The 17,947-nt window shown below is 25.5% G+C and carries 14 protein-coding genes and 1 CRISPR repeat array; of the genes, 4 read left to right on the top strand and 10 right to left on the bottom strand.

Annotated elements, in window-relative coordinates:
* The first annotated feature begins 42 nt into the window (after positions 1-42).
* Together ACWXVM_RS01030 and ACWXVM_RS01035 are read left to right on the top strand one after the other, a co-directional pair.
* A complete protein-coding gene (locus tag ACWXVM_RS01030; protein WP_438340417.1) occupies positions 43-1,050 on the top strand; it encodes a hypothetical protein in 1,008 nt (335 codons plus the stop codon).
* Positions 1,050-5,930, top strand: a complete 4,881-nt coding sequence (locus ACWXVM_RS01035; protein ID WP_455993854.1) for a valine--tRNA ligase — start codon at positions 1,050-1,052, stop codon at positions 5,928-5,930. The genes ACWXVM_RS01030 and ACWXVM_RS01035 overlap by 1 nt, the downstream gene beginning before the upstream one ends.
* Before the next feature lie 52 nt (positions 5,931-5,982).
* Here the strand turns inward: ACWXVM_RS01035 and ACWXVM_RS01040 are convergent, their stop codons facing one another.
* Positions 5,983-6,870 (bottom strand): 5'-3' exonuclease, encoded by an 888-nt coding sequence (locus ACWXVM_RS01040; RefSeq protein ID WP_455993856.1) that lies wholly within the window; start codon positions 6,868-6,870, stop codon positions 5,983-5,985.
* Positions 6,870-9,854, bottom strand: coding sequence for a DNA polymerase III subunit alpha (dnaE, locus tag ACWXVM_RS01045; protein WP_455993858.1), 2,985 nt, complete (start codon positions 9,852-9,854; stop codon positions 6,870-6,872). Before dnaE ends, ACWXVM_RS01040 begins: the two co-directional genes overlap by 1 nt.
* Before the next feature lie 429 nt (positions 9,855-10,283).
* Here dnaE and ACWXVM_RS01050 point away from each other — a divergent pair, with 429 nt between their 5' ends.
* Entirely contained in the window at positions 10,284-11,150 is an 867-nt protein-coding gene (locus ACWXVM_RS01050) for a hypothetical protein (protein ID WP_438340421.1), read from the top strand.
* Positions 11,151-11,162: 12 nt separating this feature from the next.
* Positions 11,163-12,074 carry a hypothetical protein gene (locus ACWXVM_RS01055; protein WP_455993861.1) on the top strand — a complete coding sequence of 304 codons (912 nt, stop codon included), beginning with the start codon at positions 11,163-11,165 and terminating at the stop codon, positions 12,072-12,074.
* 728 nt (positions 12,075-12,802) lie between these two features.
* Positions 12,803-14,095: direct repeats of the CRISPR family, unit length 36 nt; unit sequence GTCTAACCTTGCTTAAAAATAGTATAGTACTAAAAT.
* A gap of 210 nt (positions 14,096-14,305) precedes the next feature.
* Here the strand turns inward: ACWXVM_RS01055 and ACWXVM_RS01060 are convergent.
* The 8 genes from ACWXVM_RS01060 to cas1 form a co-directional block, all read right to left on the bottom strand.
* On the bottom strand, positions 14,306-14,464 hold the full coding sequence (locus tag ACWXVM_RS01060; RefSeq protein WP_455993864.1) for a hypothetical protein: 159 nt from the start codon (positions 14,462-14,464) through the stop codon (positions 14,306-14,308).
* Positions 14,465-14,511: 47 nt separating this feature from the next.
* Positions 14,512-14,760 carry a hypothetical protein gene (locus ACWXVM_RS01065; protein WP_455993866.1) on the bottom strand — a complete coding sequence of 83 codons (249 nt, stop codon included), beginning with the start codon at positions 14,758-14,760 and terminating at the stop codon, positions 14,512-14,514.
* 102 nt (positions 14,761-14,862) lie between these two features.
* The gene (locus ACWXVM_RS01070; protein ID WP_438340424.1) at positions 14,863-15,021 is read right to left on the bottom strand and encodes a hypothetical protein; all 159 of its coding nucleotides are present in this window, start codon (positions 15,019-15,021) and stop codon (positions 14,863-14,865) included.
* A 26-nt stretch (positions 15,022-15,047) separates the two neighbouring features.
* On the bottom strand, positions 15,048-15,395 hold the full coding sequence (locus tag ACWXVM_RS01075; RefSeq protein WP_438340425.1) for a hypothetical protein: 348 nt from the start codon (positions 15,393-15,395) through the stop codon (positions 15,048-15,050).
* 182 nt (positions 15,396-15,577) lie between these two features.
* Positions 15,578-15,715 (bottom strand): hypothetical protein, encoded by a 138-nt coding sequence (locus ACWXVM_RS01080; protein ID WP_455993868.1) that lies wholly within the window; start codon positions 15,713-15,715, stop codon positions 15,578-15,580.
* 100 nt (positions 15,716-15,815) lie between these two features.
* Positions 15,816-16,562 (bottom strand): hypothetical protein, encoded by a 747-nt coding sequence (locus ACWXVM_RS01085; RefSeq protein WP_455993870.1) that lies wholly within the window; start codon positions 16,560-16,562, stop codon positions 15,816-15,818.
* Positions 16,563-16,565: 3 nt separating this feature from the next.
* The gene (gene cas2 / locus ACWXVM_RS01090) at positions 16,566-16,871 is read right to left on the bottom strand and encodes a CRISPR-associated endonuclease Cas2 (RefSeq protein ID WP_438340428.1); all 306 of its coding nucleotides are present in this window, start codon (positions 16,869-16,871) and stop codon (positions 16,566-16,568) included.
* 4 nt (positions 16,872-16,875) lie between these two features.
* Positions 16,876-17,757, bottom strand: coding sequence for a type II CRISPR-associated endonuclease Cas1 (cas1, locus tag ACWXVM_RS01095; protein WP_455993872.1), 882 nt, complete (start codon positions 17,755-17,757; stop codon positions 16,876-16,878).
* Positions 17,758-17,947: the final 190 nt, after the last annotated feature.

The raw sequence follows: 17,947 nt of genomic DNA on the forward strand, positions 1-17,947 counted from the left end.
ATAATAATATAATTATTATTAAAAAGATAGCGAAGGAAAAGCATGAATTCAAAGTTACCAGGCGGCTTGAGTCATTATATTAGATGGCTAAGATCACAAACAAATATTTCATTCAAAAAATGAAACCCAAAAAGAATTGCCTTTGTGGGTGTTTTAATTGCCATCTCTGTTGTTTTCTTTCTAATTTCAGTAAGAATTTTACCAATTAGCGCCCTACCATCATTTAAATTTGGTTTTATAGGCCTACCAATAAAAATTACAGGCTTTATTTTCGGACCGTTTGTCGGAATGATCACAGGAGTATTGGCAGATTTCATTTCATTTGCCCTAGTTCCTACATATTATAGTTTCTTATATACTATTGCAGTGGCCATTGCTGGATTTATTCCAGGAATAGCATCATATTACTTTTTTAACATAAATGAACTTTTCTTTTCAAGAAACTACCGAATATATAAATATAAACAAATTGTAGAATTTTTTAAAATTCAGTTTGCTGAAGCACTAGCAAAAGGGAATTCTGAAGATTTACAATATTTTTCAGAAAAAATTGCATTCTATGAAGTTAAAATCATTATTTTAGAGAACAAGCCAAGACCTACGGCAATGATGAATTTCTCATTTATTTCTACTTTAGTGCTATTATCCTTGCAAATTTTAATCATTGTAACTATATTTTCTAAACTTGACAATTCAATATTCGAACACAATCGTTTTGTTAAAAATAAAACATTTTATATTCTACTAACGACATCTGGTTTTATTGGAATGATTTTATTTGTTGTTATATATCGCCTTTTTGTGAGAAAAAAATACCAAACGTTCCTTGAGGTTATGGCTATTATTTCATTTAGCGCTCTACTAGAACTGGCAAACACCGTGTTACTCGCATGAGCCGATACTCAAACATTAAAAACTGATTTTTGAGTTAATTTTACTGGTCAAACATTAACGGGTCCTGTTAAGATTTTCTTTAATCTAGCTGTCATACTTGCAACATATAGAGTTGTTGCATCGCTAGTTAAAACAAAGGAAGGTGACAGATTCTAATGAATAAGAAAAAAATTACTGGTTTTAGAGTTCAAGAACTAAAAAAAATAAATAAGATCAAAAAAAACAATTATTACTCATTCGAATATCTTATTAATGATTTAAATTTTAAGCTTTCTAAAAGCAGTATTTTAGGCATTATTGCCGATAATATTCAATCTAAAAAAAACATTTTCAATCTCTTGATAGATAGAGATAATAAAATCAAAGATTTTCAAGGATTTATCGAATTTAAACAAGATGATGAAAATTTCTATATGATAGATTCAAACCAAAATTTCCGTGATAATCTTGCATATGGCTTTGAAAGCGATGAGCTATTTGAAACAAAATCAGAAGAAACTGTTTTTGCTTATCTGAAAAACTATATAAAAGAAAATAAAGTTACTAGCTCATTTAATAATATCTTTAAAAATAGTTGAAAAGATGTCTACCAAGATTCGAGATACCATTTTAGATTAGAATATTCTAAAACAAATTACCAACTTCAATACTCATTAGAACCATTAGTAAATGAATTAAAATTAATACTCTCAAAAAATAATGCGCAAAATCTTAATAAATTAAATCAAAATGACCAAATTTTACTAATGCAAAATCTCTCAGGCATTATTCATAATATCGCAAAAAATATACAAAATCATGAGCAATCCTTCTTTACATATATAGAGCAAACAATAAAGAACTATGTTTCTGGAAAGTCGTTAATGCAATATAATGAATATAAAGAAGCCAAAACTAATTATCTTGAAATATGTTCCAAAAAAGACATAAACTCAAATCATGGTTTTAAAAGTAAATTACTAACTAAGATAAAAAAAATAATAGACAAATTAAAAGAAAAAAAACAAGTTAAAAAGGAAAATAATAAATATTTTTCTAGATTAAGAAAAAGCTTCAGCAGTGAAATTCTTTTAAATAAATTTCATTTAAAAACAAATCTTAAAATTGATTCTTTTAATCACTATTATGGTAGATATTATATTAATAAAATAATACAGCGTTTTTTAACAAAACATTTCTTTCTAATTTCGCTTCTAAATCGCACTTCCCTACTTTCGTTTATTGATGATTTATATGATTTGAGAAAAAATATAATCAATGAAATTAGTTTATTAGGAACTTACTGAACTAGAACACAATTAAAAAAGCAAATAAAATTAATTGCTAATTCAATGATAACCAACAATTTTAGTTCATTTATCGAAAGATTTAAATCGCTAAAAAATAAAAAAAATCACTCCCCAAGCTTATTACTTGTAGACAAAGAAGACAATAATGAGAAAACTAGCGATTATATTGATATTTCAACAATTAAGGAATACGAGTATAAGTTTGAAGAAAAACAAGCGGAATTTCATTGAAATGTTGAAAATATCGGTAAAAGTATTAGGGATGAAACAAAAAATTACAATTCGAAATTAGCAAATGTTTTTCAAAATAATATAGAAAATGCTAAAAAAATATTTAAAAATATAAAAGAATTATTAACCAACCTCCACTCATTGAATAAAATTGAATTTGAAGAAGATTTTAATCAAGAATTAACCTTTTTGAATCCTTTTTTAAGAGCATTTTTTAATCTAAAAGAATTAAACTTCTTACTTAATAATCTTTTTAATCAGTTTCTAATCTATAAAAGAATTTTTGAAACAAGCGACGCTGAAGAAGCGATGAAAAGAATTATTTTTAAATCCAATATTTATAGAATCCTTTTAAATGCAAACCTTTCATTGGACAAACTTACAATGAAATTGTCTTATCTTTCTAAGGATGAAAAAATTGCTCTTGAGCTAAGTAAAATTTTAATCAACAATCCAAGCTTAATTGTAATCGGAAACAACATTGATAAAATTGATGCTAAAAACCAAATCGAAGTACTTAATAAAATAAATGAATACATTCTTGAAAATGAAGCCATCGGGATTTACTTATTAAGTGATATAAAAACGGCCAGTAAGTTAACAACAGATTTGCAAATAATGATAAACTCGCGAATTATTGAGAGAGGTAAAACAAACATTGTTGTAGACAACCCGATAAATCCGGTTGTTAAAAAAATGTTAGACAAAAAAGATGATTACCTATTATCTAACTATGAAGAATTTATTGATAATATTGATGAAATTGAAAATATTTTTGAATATGAAATTGAACCAGATCATTATATAAGTTGCAAGTGAAATCAATTATCTAAATGAATAAACAAAGATAACACTCAGAATAAAAAAATAAGAGATATTTTTTCATTTGATCGCTCATTAAATAAGAATGAAAAAGCTATTAAGGATAAAAGAAATTACGATGAGGAGAAAATTATTGATTTCAGTATACAAAACATTGCTACAAATTTAGGAGATAACATGGATAAGAATTTTAATCACAAACTCGTTGAACAAGGACGCCATCAAAAGTGAATAGATATGAAAACCTTTTCAACACATGATATCAAAAAACCTCCTTTTACAATAATTTTGCCGCCTCCAAATGTAACTGGAAAGCTTCATATCGGGCACGCCTTAGATACATATATTCAAGATACAATTATTAGATATAAAAAAATAAAAGGATTTGATGTTATGTGAGTGGCTGGTAAAGACCATGCAGGCATCGCAACACAAGCCGTTGTTGAAAAAAGATTATCAGAGAGCGGAAGAAATAAATATCAACTAGGACGAGAAAAATTTATTAAAGAGATTTGAAAATGAAAAGATGAATATTCGCAAAACATTAATGACCAATGAGCAAAACTTGGATTAGCGCTTGATTATAATAGCGAACGATTTACTCTTGATAAGGATGCATCAGAAGCGGTTGCAAAAGTCTTTATTGATATGTATAATAAAGGATTGATTTATCGTGATACAAAAGCAATTTTGTGGGATCCAAAGCTAAAAACCGCATTATCTAATATTGAGGTAATACCCACTGAAACTAATCAAAAAATGTATTACATTAAATATCCATTTAAAAATGATAAGAATAATTACTTGCTTGTAGCTACCACCCGTGTTGAAACGATGTTTTCCGATGTTGCAATTGCCTTAAATCCAAATGATGAACGTTTTAATTCACTAAAAAATAAAACAGTAATTCATCCATTAACCAAAAAAGAAATTCCAATTATTAGTTCAGAAAATATTGATCCCAATTTTGGGACAGGGGCGATGAAAGTTTCAGCTCATGCTATTGATGACATTGAAATTATCAAAAACTATGGTCTTAGCATCAACGAGTGTATTAACGATGATGGTTTAATGAACTCATTAGCGAAGGAGTTTCAGGGTTTAGACCGTTTCGAAGCAAGAATAAAAATTGCACAATATCTTGAAACAAAAGGTTTTATTTACAAGACAGAAAATATTATTTCAAATATTGGCTATAGTGAAAGAACCAAAGAACCAATCGAAATATTAGTAAAACCACAATGATTTGTAAAAATGAATTCACTTTCAGAACAACTTCTAAAAAATCTAGATTCTATGGAAGGTGTAAAAATAATACCTAAACGATTTAAGGATAATCTAGTCAAATGAATGGAAAATGTTCATGATTGAACAATTAGCAGACAAATTTGGTGAGGTCATAGAATTCCGGTATGATACAAAGGTAACGAAATTAAAGTACAAACTGAAAAACCTGGTAATGAATGAATTCAAGATAGCGATGTTTTAGACACTTGATTTAGCTCAGCATTAGCGCCTTTTGTATTTTTGGGCTGACCACAATCATCAGAAAAATTAAAAAGATACTTTCCTACAAGTTTATTAGTAACGGGATATGATATTATCTTCTTTTGAGTATCAAGAATGTATTTTCAAAGCCTAGAATTTATGGACAAGATACCATTTAAAGAGGTTTTATTACATGGGTTAGTAAGGGATTCGCACGGACGCAAAATGTCTAAATCACTTGGCAATGGTATTGACCCAATTAAGGTTATTGACGAATATGGATCAGATGTTTTGAGAATGTCTTTAATATTTAATTGCACACCTGGATTAGATATTAATTTTGGAGATGAAAAAATTCAAAGCGCAAGGTTATTTATTAATAAAATTTGAAACATTGGTCGCCTAATAAAAAATATTCCTATTAATATTAAAAGCGAGTTGCAATATGAAAAATTAGACAATTTCGATAAATGAATATTACTAGAATTTTTAAAAATGACATCTAAAATTGATGAAGCAATGAAAAACTATGAATTCACCGTTGTTTATAAACATATTCAAGAATTTATGATCAATAAATTTTCATCATGATATTTAGAGTTTTTAAAATTCAAAAAAAATGATTATTTTATTCATTATTTATTTAGAGAAATCTTAATAATGCTTCAACCATATATGCCTTTTATTACAGATTATTTGTTTCAAGAAATATACAACGAGGAGCTTTGGGATAATGCACTTGCCAACTACACAATTGAAGATACATTTAATTCAAATGAAATAAACAACCTAATCGAACTAATCACTACATTTAGAAAATATCGTGAAGAAAAACAAATATCTAAAAACATTGCATTAAACTACTTTATCGAAAACTTCGATATTTCTGAAAATCAACAACTAATAATCTTTAAATTGTCAAATTTTGTTATTGGCGAAAATAATGACTTGTCTATCCAAACCTCCTTTGCCAAGGTTTTCATTAAACAAAGCAAAGAAGACAAGGAAAACGAAATTATTGAACTTAAAAAGTTAATTGAAAAAACGAAAAAAGAAATAGAATTTAATAAAACTTTTATTAATAACCCAAACTTTATGAAAAATGCTAGTGAGGATAAAATTAAAGAAAAACAAGAAAAACTAGCACTACACCAAAGAAATTTAGAAGTGTACGAAGAAGAATTAACCAAGAAGGATAACTCATAATAACTTTAAAAACGCACCTGATTTGTGCGTTTTTTCTTGCTGAAATAGGGCTTTAATTAATAATTTTTATTTTATTAAAAAATGCTCTTCTTATTGAATTAAGTTGAAACTCATCAATAATTTTTACGGCGTCAAGGGTTAGCTCAACATTCGCTATATCTAATAAATTTAATTTAATACCTTCTAATTCAAAATTAGTAACTAATTTAGCAATATGTTGATCTCTGAATGCAATAGATTTATAATCAATGAATTTTTGCGCAAGCCTAGAAGATGATAAATTTTCTAGATTTTCATAAATATTATCAAGGGTTTGATATTGATCAAGAAGTTTTATAGCTGTCTTAGACCCGACACCCTTAACACCAAAAAAGTTATCGCTTGAATCACCGACTATGGCCTTATAATCAACTACTTGATTAGGGTTAATGCCATAAATTGATTTAAAATTTTTTGGCGTTAAAATAACAATTCCTTCTTTTGTTTTTTTAATTATTGAAGTATATTCATTAATTAATTGATTAAGATCCTGATCGGCTGAAAAAATTATCTTTTCAATCAAGGGATATTCAAAACATACCTTGGCAATTAAATCATCTGCTTCAACCCCTGCTTTTTCTATATTTACAATATTTAAAGATGTAAGTAATTTTCTTATTATAGTCATTTGATTATAAAATTCATTCGGCATTTTTGCTCGTCCTTCCTTATAATGCTCATATAAATTATGACGAAAAGTTTTTCCCACTGCATCAAATGCTATAAAAAGGTGTGATGGTGAATATTCTTCAATAAGATTAAACAATGTTCTAAAAAATAATAATATTGTACTTGTTGAAACGCCTTCTGCGTTTGTTAAATAAGTATTATTCTTATTGATTGCAAAATAAGAACGATACGTTAAATAAGTACCATCAATAATTAATATTTTTTGTTTCATTATTTAATTACCTCGTAATTTCTTAAAATAATTTTATTATCTAATTTTCTTATAAATTTAATTTTTACAAGCCTGCGTTTAAGTTTGGATAGCTCAGGATCAACTCTAAACATAAAAGCAACTACTTTAAAACTTGAATCTTGAAAATCAATTCTTTGATATTGTCTACCATTTTTATCATTTCCAACTATTACATTAACACATTGAACAATCATTACATACTCATTATTAGGTCTTGTATCTATTAATCTATTGCCATCAATCTCGTAGTTTTGTGTTGTTGAATAATTGTATATTTGGCCAAGCAATTCAATTTCATTTTTTTCAACTATTTGAGTTTCATCTTCATAAACATTTTGTGGTTCACAATTAATGATTTTATCAACAATATCAACCGTATTTTTAAATAAATTTTGTTGTACAAAAACACTAGAATTCGAAGATGAATCAATCTCTTCAAGCATTGTTTTTTGACTTAATTTAAAATTTCGCAATGCATTAGCCTTAATCAATGTCTCTAATGTCGATTTACCAAATGTTTTAATTTTAAACAAGCTAAAATAACAATGTAAGAAATTTTTATATTGGCCATTTACTTTGCGATCATTAATAATTATCCTTATTATCTCGGGACCAATGCCTTTGATTAAACCTAATGGTAAAATTATTTTATTACCAGAAATTATTGCCTTATTTGTTGAAAGATTTATTTCTGGACTAACAATTTGAATGCCCATGGTTTTTGCTTCATTTGCATATTTTGAAATCGTCGCTTGGGCTCCATTTGAACTTGTAATGCATGAACTATAGAACTCTAATGGAAAATTCGCCTTTAAATAAGCCATTTTAAATGTTAGCATTGAATAAGCGACGGCATGCGATTTATTAAATCCATAATCAGCGAACTTTTCAATATTACTAAAAATTTTATTAGCCACTTCTAAACTATATCCATTTTTAGTTGCTTGTCCAATAAATGAATCTTTAATCTCATTCATTTCATCAGCTTTCTTTTTTGAAATAATTTTTCTAAACAAATCAGCCTCTTCGAAAGTCATATTTGCTACTTTCTGAACTATTTGCATAATTTGTTCTTGGTAAATTATAATTCCATATGTATCTTTAACAATTTCATCATATTCCAACGAGATGCTTGGTATTGGTTCTATACCTGCTTTTCTCTTTGCATAGCTTGATACATAAGCCATTGGTCCTGGCCTATTCAATGATATAATAGCACTAATATCCTCAAACGTGCTTACCTTAATTTGCTTTAAGGCCTTAATCATTATAGGGCTTTCCACTTGAAAAATACCGGAAGTATTTCCTTGCGAAAGAAGATCAAATGTTTTTTGATCATTATAATCAATAATGTCTCAATCGATATCCTTTTTTGTTTTCTTTTTAACTTCATCTTCAATTTGCTTAATTGTCGATAGGGTTCTAAGGCCTAAAATATCCATCTTTATTAAACCAAAATAGTCAAGGTATTCCATGCTAAACTGCGTTTGTTGAAAATTATCAATATTTTTAAAAGTCGGCACAAGCTCCATTATTGGCCTTGATGATATTACAATTCCAGCGGCATGTGTTCCTGTTTGGCGATAGAAACCAGAAATTCGAGACGTTTGGTTGATAACGTTCTTAGCAAAAGAATTATCTGTTGGCTTAATTTGCTGCAAAGCACTAATAAATGCCGTATTTTTATTTGCTTCTTCAAATAAACTTCTGTCATCAGACGAAATTAATTTTGAAACTTGATTTATTTTATCGGAAGATACATCTTTATAAGTTCTCAAAACATCTCTAATCGCAGATTTTTTACCTAGAACAGAAAAAGTTACAATATTAGCAACACATTCATACCCATATTTTTGTACAAGATAATTAATAATTTCATGTCTTTGGTCATCCTGAACATCGACATCAATATCGGGCATTGAAATTCTTTTAGGATTAAGAAATCTCTCAAAAATAAGATTGTATTTTATTGGATCAATTTCTGTAATTCCAAGAATATATGAAACCAACGAACCAGCTGCAGAACCTCTTCCGGGGCCAATTGAAATCCCTTTTTTTCTAGCCCAATTGATTCAATCTTGAATAATTAAAAAATAATCCTCAAATCTTAATTGTGAAATAATTTGAAATTCTTTTAATAGTCTATCCTTATAAGCTTGGTTTTCAAAAAGTGCCTTAATTTTAGTATTATTTTTAATTTTTTCTCATATTAAAAATTTTAGATAGCCTTTTGAATCAAGGTTTTGTTCGTTTTTGAAAAATGGCAAATTATATTTATTTTTTTGATGTTCAAAATATATTGACTCAACAAATGCATTAGTTCTATTTACTAATTTATTCATCAAGCCATCTTCATCATCAACATCAAAAAACAAAGTACCATCAAACAATATGTTATTTGTCTTATTATTCATTTTATTCAGTAATTCTATAATCATAAAATCCTGAAAATCGACTGTGTTAAAATTATTTACAACCAAAATATTCTGAAAATAAGAACAAAATTCTTTATTTTTTTCAATATCTATGATTGTGAATCCTATATAATAATTCGATTTGTTTATAACATTTTTAGTTAATTTAAAGTAGCTTAAAATAGGGTTTTCTATAATAACAATATCATCTTCAAAATTAAGAATATCATTAAGATAAATTATTTCATTATTTAATAATTGATAAGATAGCTTTTTAAGGATCTCAAAACCTTTTTGATGCTTAGCAAACAAGATAAATTGGTATCATTGGTCATCAATCATTAGTTTTACATCAAGCCCGAAATTAGCCTTAATGTTATTTTCCATGCATTTTTTATTAGCTTCAGCTAAGCTAAAAAAATGATTCTTTTCTGTAAAGGCAAGATAATTTATACCACTATTAAGAGCTTGTTTTATTGCTTCATCAACAGTTATTGTACTTTCTAAAAAAGAAAACGTCGTATTAAGATGTAGGTTATTTAATTTCATAGTTTAATTATAAAATAATATTAAGTTTAATTTTAAATTAGAGACGTTGAAAGGATATAAAAAAATATTAAATAAAAATTCTATAATAATGATTTTTAAATAAAAATAATAGAATTCAACTTAAATCAAAAAGATATTTTTATAAGTAATCAAAACTAGCCATTTTTAACCCAAAAACAGTTATTTTTTTAAACATTTTCATGTAGAAAACTGAATTTTTTTTATAAATTTTTCTTAAATTTAGATGATAAAGGCTATTAACGATGTCTATAAATTACACTAAAAATACTTAGCCCCAAAAAAACTAATAAAAATGAGACAAAACATTCTCTTAGTCCCATAAAATAATTTTGCTATCAAGTAAAAATGCGTTTTAACATAAATCAATTTTATGCAAAAACAAATATATAAACAAGAGGGGGGATAAAAATGGATCAAATTAAATTTTTGGTTGATAATTCAGCTGATATTTCTTCAAAAGATTTAATTAATTTAAGAACCTTCTATTCTCCTATTATTGGAAGTCTGGGTGTTGCTTTCTATCAACATTTATATGATTTATATAATATAAATAGACTAAAGAAATATGATTTAGCCAAAACTTCAGAATTTCTAGTTATGTCGATAAACCAAATAAAAGATGCTAAAAATAAATTAGAGGGTTTAGGTCTAATTAAAACCCTGCAAGACAAAGATGGTACTTTATTATTTAAATTAATAAAACCACTATGTGCCAATGGAATTGTAAAAAATTCCCTTATCGCTAATTTGTTAAAAAATAAATTAGGTGAAGTTTTATATAATAATTTAATTAAGAATAATGCATTTTATTATTATGATGAAACAGAATTTAATAATGTTTCAAAAAACTTTTTTGAGGTCTTTTCTAGTGAAAAAATTTCTTTGCAGCAGGAAGATTGCTTTGATTTTAAAATTATTAATGAACACGAATTAATTGAAGATCTCACTTCAGAAGAATATATTAGTTACCACACAAGAAAAGAACTCAGTCCATCGCAAATTTTGATGCTAAAAAAAATAAAGTCATTAAATTTTAAGGATAATGCTATTAACAATATAATAAAATATTCAATTTCTATAAATAATGCCATTATATGCAATTACATCCTAAAAATAGCCAATGACTTTGCAAGAAGAAACTTATATGATGCATATTTAATCGATAATGAATTATGTCAAGCTTCTCTAAATAGAAATAATAGCTATTCTTTATTTAGTAAAAAATATAATAATATTAATGATGATTTAAACGATGTACTAACATGAGATGACTAAAAGGAATAAATAATGGAGAAAAAGATTTTTGATTCAATATTATCACCTAATGAAAAAATAAATATTGATGAATTAAGGAATGAAGTTCTTTCAAAGGATTTTATTCAAACAGAAATTAAAAGATTAAACCTTAATGAAAAACAAATAAAAAAGGGTATGGGTATCTTACAAAGATATCATGATTCAGTTATCAAAAATCATAAAAAGCCTGACTATAAGCTGTTTGTTGATATTTATGGTTTTTTGGCTGAAGATTATAGTAATGATAAGGAGATAATAAGAAGCCAACAACTAGAAAAATTCTGATTAACATCAATCACAGAGTTAGATCCAATATTTAAGAAATATTTTCAAAAAAATAACAATTCGTCTGATGTTGTTGCTTTAAAAAAAACAACAAAAATTTTTATCGACTCATTACCTAAAACTATTGCTAGTGAAGATATTAGAGCTAAATTTAGAACAATGATCACCGGAAAAGGCGTTTTTGATTTTAACATTTGATTATGAGGAACCAATTTTACAATAAGCAATGATATTATTAAATATATAGCTCTAATGAATGTAATTAGCCAAGGCAAGACAGTAGCCTTTTTAAATGCTAATGAACTATATAATTTTCTATCATCAAATAAAGAAGAAAAACAATCAATATGTTATTATTTGAATAATGTTGATGTATTATTCATTGCAAATCTTAGTTTAGGTTTGAAATCCCAATGATTTTTTGACTTATTAATTAACATATTTGAAACACGTATACAAAAAAAATCACCAATTATTATTTCTTCAACAAAGGATCTTTTGAATAAAAACACAAAATTACTAACTACATACTATTATTCAAAAGATAATGAAAATGATTTAGAAGAAGTTTTTAAGACAATGGTGGCTAATTTCTTTAAAAAAATTGTAATTTCATAAAAAGGCGTTAAATTGTAGCAAAAATGAGCCACCTAACATATATAGTAAAATGTTATAGGTGGTTTTATTATTCATGAAATAGAAAACAAAAAATTAGATGTTATAACTACATATTCCAATTTAACAAATAAGCAATTATCCTTGAAAGCAAAATGTTCAATATCAACCAAAAAAGATTAAAACAAAAATTAAGAAATGCTGAATTATGCAAAAAAAGTTAACTTAGCACATGGCAATCAATGAGGCGATAGAAAAAAAGATTTACAATAATGATTTAATTATCAATTATGAAAAAAATATGAAAGCAAAAAAATAATTGCTGGAACAAAAAATAGTTCTTGTAATTCATATATGTCTTAGTGTTTGTTTTATGAGAGAATAACTAATGCAAAAATATCATATAGTCAATTAACAAGAAGACTTACACAAAGCGGTTTTCTAAGTGCTTTTGCTCATAAAAATACAATAAAAAGACAAAGAACTTTTGTAAAAAATATATACCTTATAAGCCAAATATTTTGCCTAAAGAAAAGATTGCAAAACCAACCATAATCTCAAAAAGAAAATTAGTAAATATGGCGAATGTGTTGAACTTGATGGATCTATTCATTTTTATGTTGATCAAACCTTATGAACAATTGTTGCATGTATCGCTGTTTTAACCTCAAAAGTTTTATCACTTTATTTTGATAAAAAAAGCGTAAATCAGTAAAAGATTGATTAGTTAATTCTAACCTTACTTAAAAATAGTATAGTACTAAAATGAAACGCAAATAATATTTATGAAAAAATTAAGTCTAACCTTGCTTAAAAATAGTATAGTACTAAAATTGTATTCCAATGTACAATATTCATCAATTTTGTCTAACCTTGCTTAAAAATAGTATAGTACTAAAATGCTCATGAGGGTATCTCCTACCATATCTCAGTCTAACCTTGCTTAAAAATAGTATAGTACTAAAATCATAACCAGTTGGATTAGCAATAACTGAAAGTCTAACCTTGCTTAAAAATAGTATAGTACTAAAATAGACTAAATCCCCTTTCCACTTCCCTTTCAGTCTAACCTTGCTTAAAAATAGTATAGTACTAAAATAAACAGTTCTAATAATGTTACAACTTTTATGTCTAACCTTGCTTAAAAATAGTATAGTACTAAAATTATGTGAAGACAATTAATATTAATAAAAAAGTCTAACCTTGCTTAAAAATAGTATAGTACTAAAATACCCAACATTCTCGATCCTGTAAGAATAATGTCTAACCTTGCTTAAAAATAGTATAGTACTAAAATAAATATTTTTAATAATGTTACAACTTCTATGTCTAACCTTGCTTAAAAATAGTATAGTACTAAAATATTGGACCTGATAAGGAAATTATAGTTGTAGTCTAACCTTGCTTAAAAATAGTATAGTACTAAAATAAAAACATGATTAATGTTATTGTTTTTTGAGTCTAACCTTGCTTAAAAATAGTATAGTACTAAAATAAGATAAGGGAAACCAATCTCAAAATGACGTCTAACCTTGCTTAAAAATAGTATAGTACTAAAATTAAATATAGTTACTGATGGGATATTATTTAGTCTAACCTTGCTTAAAAATAGTATAGTACTAAAATAGGTAATAACATCATATCATTTCATAATTTGTCTAACCTTGCTTAAAAATAGTATAGTACTAAAATAAACATCTTTAGTATTGTAAACAAATTTAAGTCTAACCTTGCTTAAAAATAGTATAGTACTAAAATAGATGTATTATTTTGACTTGTTGTAGTTGAAGTCTAACCTTGCTTAAAAATAGTATAGTACTAAAATTTGTGGAATATACTATAGGATGTTATATTGGTCTAACCTTGCTTAAAAATAGTATAGTACTAAAATTGCAATACAAAAAACTTTCTTGATTTTTTGGTCTAACCTTGCTTAAAAATAGTATAGTACTAAAATTTATATTATTAATGAAAAATATATTAATAGAGTCTAACCTTGCTTAAAAATAGTATAGTACTAAAATGTCATTTTTGTGTAAAAACGTTTAAATTTCATTAATTAGCATGAAAAATGAGCCACAAATATTTTGAACTTATTTAAGTATACATTTTGAATAATTTCTAATAAAAAATATAAAAAAGCTCTACTAGGAATAGAATAATTTATAAAATTTATGTCTCTTCTTATTTTTTTATAAATCTTCATTAATTGATCGCATTAAATCTATTTCTCTTTATGAAATAAGACCAGTTTTAACAAAAGATTCTAAAATTTCTGTTTTTTTAGATAACATTTGATTGTAGTAATATCCGGCTTCTTGATGTTTCACATTTTTTTTAACCACCGATATTCCAAGAGGAAGCTTTTTACTATATGGTATTTTCTCATACATTTGAATGTCGTTTTCATTCAATTCAAAAGCTTTATGTCTTTTATTGTTTATGTGAAAATAGTATTGTTGATCTGCCCGATCATAAAAGTTGCATCATTTTTTGATGTGACTTTTATTTTTTGATTTTTTTCATTTTTAGGAATATATTTTTTATTTTTAAATGTTACAATTCCATTAAAAATTTGTCTTTTAATTGGCAAATCAAAATAAGCTTCAAGAGTTGCACTGTTTGGTTTTCTAAATTCATTTTTTTCAGAATCGGTAATTGATTTTCTTGTTTTTATATCATTAAGCATTGCAATAATTTCGTGTCTATATTTATTAGCGTCTTGGTTTGTTTTAATATTTCTATCTTTTAAAAATATTGGAATTCTATTATGTGCAATTCTTCAAAAACTTTATATATGTGGTTTTTCATTAGATACTGATGTTGTTATAAATTCAGTACCTAATTTTGTGACTGCATCATACAAAATAGCGCTAGATTCGAGGCTATTATGAAAATTCATTCTATTATCACTAATCATTATCTTTAGTATCACATATTCATTAATCATATCTTGAATAATAATTTGATAACCTTTTACTGATTTACGCTTTTTTTATCAAAATAAAGTGATAAAACTTTTGGAGTTGAAACATCGTTACATGCAGCAATTGCTCATGAGGTTCGATCAACATAAAAATGAATAGATCCATCAAGTTCAACATATTCACCTATATTTACTAATTTTCTTTTTGAGGTTATGTTTAGTTTTGCAATCTTTTTTAGGCAAAATATTTGGCTTATAAGGTATATATTTTTTGCAAAAGTTCTTTGTCTTTTTATTGTATTCTTATGAGCAAAAGCACTTAGAAATCCGCTTTGTGTAAGTCTTCTTGTTAATTGGCTATATGATATTTTTACATTAGTTATTCTCTCATAAAACAAACACTAAGACATATATTAATTACAAGAACTATTTTTGTTCCAGTAATTAATTTTTTGCTTTCATATTTTTTTCATAATTGATAATTAAATCATTATTGTAAATCTTTTTTTCTATCGCCTCATTGATTGCCATGTGCTAAGTTAACTTTTTTTGCATAATTCAGCATTTCTTAATTTTTGTTTTAATCTTTTTTGGTTGATATTGAACATTTTGCTTTCAAGGATAATTGCTTATTTGTTAAATTGGAATATGTAGTTATAACATCTAATAATTTTCGTTTTCTATTTAATTGAAAATAGTTTAATTCTATTTTGCGCATAATAAAACCACCTATAACATTTTACTATATATGTTAGGTGGCTCATTCTTGTTACAATTTAATGAATTCTTGTATAAAAACGTTCAAATTTGATTAAAAATTAATCTAAAATGATTGATTTTATAGCATTTTGCAATGTTTTACTTTCTTTGATTTTTTCAATGTCATCAATATTGAATTTTTGCATAAGTATTTCTTTAATTAGAGATACATTATCAATATTGATAAATGTTTTATTATCAAAAATTGAACAAACTTCCAACTCTTCAAAGCTATTACAAATATCTCAAATATTGTTAGTTAATATAATAAAGTTAAATTTATTAGTAAAAGTAACCAACTCGCTAATATTGATATTATCAAAATTAGTGATAATTACAAGTTGCTTATCTAATTGATTTGTTAAATCAAAAAACTTAAATAAAATATCTTTATTAATCAATTTCTGATCATTTAGTTGGAATAAAAATTTAACTAACTTTGATTTATCTAAATTAAGATAAATAAAATCTTCAGCAACTAAATTTGTATAAAAATTTAATACTTCAGATAATAAATCACTTTTGATTAAATTTTCTTGATCAATTCTACTGTCTTTTATAAACATTTTATATAAACTATTTTTACTGCTAAAGTTAAGGATATTAATAACTTTTGATAATGGATTAATAATAATACTTTCATTAACAAAATAGCCTTTATTATTAATTAAAAGACTTGGTTGATTATTTTGATTTTCATGATTAATTAACATAGCTAAAAAAGCTAAAGAGTTACTGCTTTCAATAACTCTAATTCCTTGATAGTCATAATCTAAAAGATGACTAAATTTTACTATTTCTAACATAATTTATACCTCTAAATATATTTTTTTATCTAAGTAATATTCATTTAGTGATTTTTCGCCATTAATGATTTCAATATTTTGATATTGGCTTTCTGTTACTAATAGAATTCTCACATTTGATTTTTTTGGAACGATTTTTATTAGTTTATCCTTTTCATAAGGATATTGAGTGTGAGCTGATATACATTTAACATAGATTGAATATTGAATCATGCTATAACCTAATTTAATTAGTTCATTTCTAAATTTATTATAATAAGCGATATTATCATCGTCCATCGAAATATCATACATAACAATTATTCGCATAAATCTACTTTGAATTTCAATCAATGATTAACTCTTCTAATGAACAATTTTCTAATATTTTTTTAACTGAATAATCAATATAATCGCGAATTTTTATATGCTTATTATTCACATTAATGTGCTCATCAAAAAATTCATATAGCATTTGCTTAAAAATTTTTCAATTCACTTCTTGATAATTAGCTTTCTTGATTAAATACTGATATACAACATAGTCAATAAACACTCTAGCTATTTCCATTAGATCACATGCTAAACTATAAGGGTTATTAAAGCTTTTATGAAAAACGCCAATGCGATTATCAAAGCCACGCCCATTAATTGCCCGACTATAAAATGATAGTAAAATCGTATACCCATAATTTAGCATCGCATTAATATCATCATCAAAGTTATTTCTTTCTCTTTTAAAATCAGCTCCAAAAATATTTTTATAATAAAGTTTAGCTGCATGAGCCTCGCGGTTAGATAAATCACCAATTTTGACATCTAAAATATAATTTTTAAATTTTTGATAATCTTCATCATTAACTAAATTAAAATTTACTAACAAATTAAGTTGATTAGAAATCTTTAATTTAACAATATTTTTTCAGGTTATGGCTTTGTAATTCTCATCTCAAGTTAATTGAGATAAAAATACTTTGTTATTATAATAATTATCAAACGGAATAATTTGCGCCTGAGGCAGATGTTTTTCGTTGCATATAATTATGTTAACTTTTTCTTTTATAAATTTATTAATTAGTGGTATTGATATTGTTGTTTTATTATTTTCGAAAATAATACTATCAATATCATTAGTTGGTATTGTAATTTTACCTTGTTCTTTTTTAATAATTAAATTTCCTAAAAAAAAGTGATAAATATTCACTTTCCGTAACATCGATTATTTTCTTCATATTCTTCTTTCTGCTTATATACTAAGCAAAAAAATTACATTGCAATTTTAAATATTATTTAAAAAATTCATTAAATTGGACTTCTAATAATTAATATAACTATTTAGCTTGTTAATTCTTAATCAAATTGCACTATTTTTATAGTTTAAAAATGTTTATTAAACTTATGATATC

The sequence above is a fragment of the Mycoplasma sp. 2261 genome, from assembly GCF_053851575.1.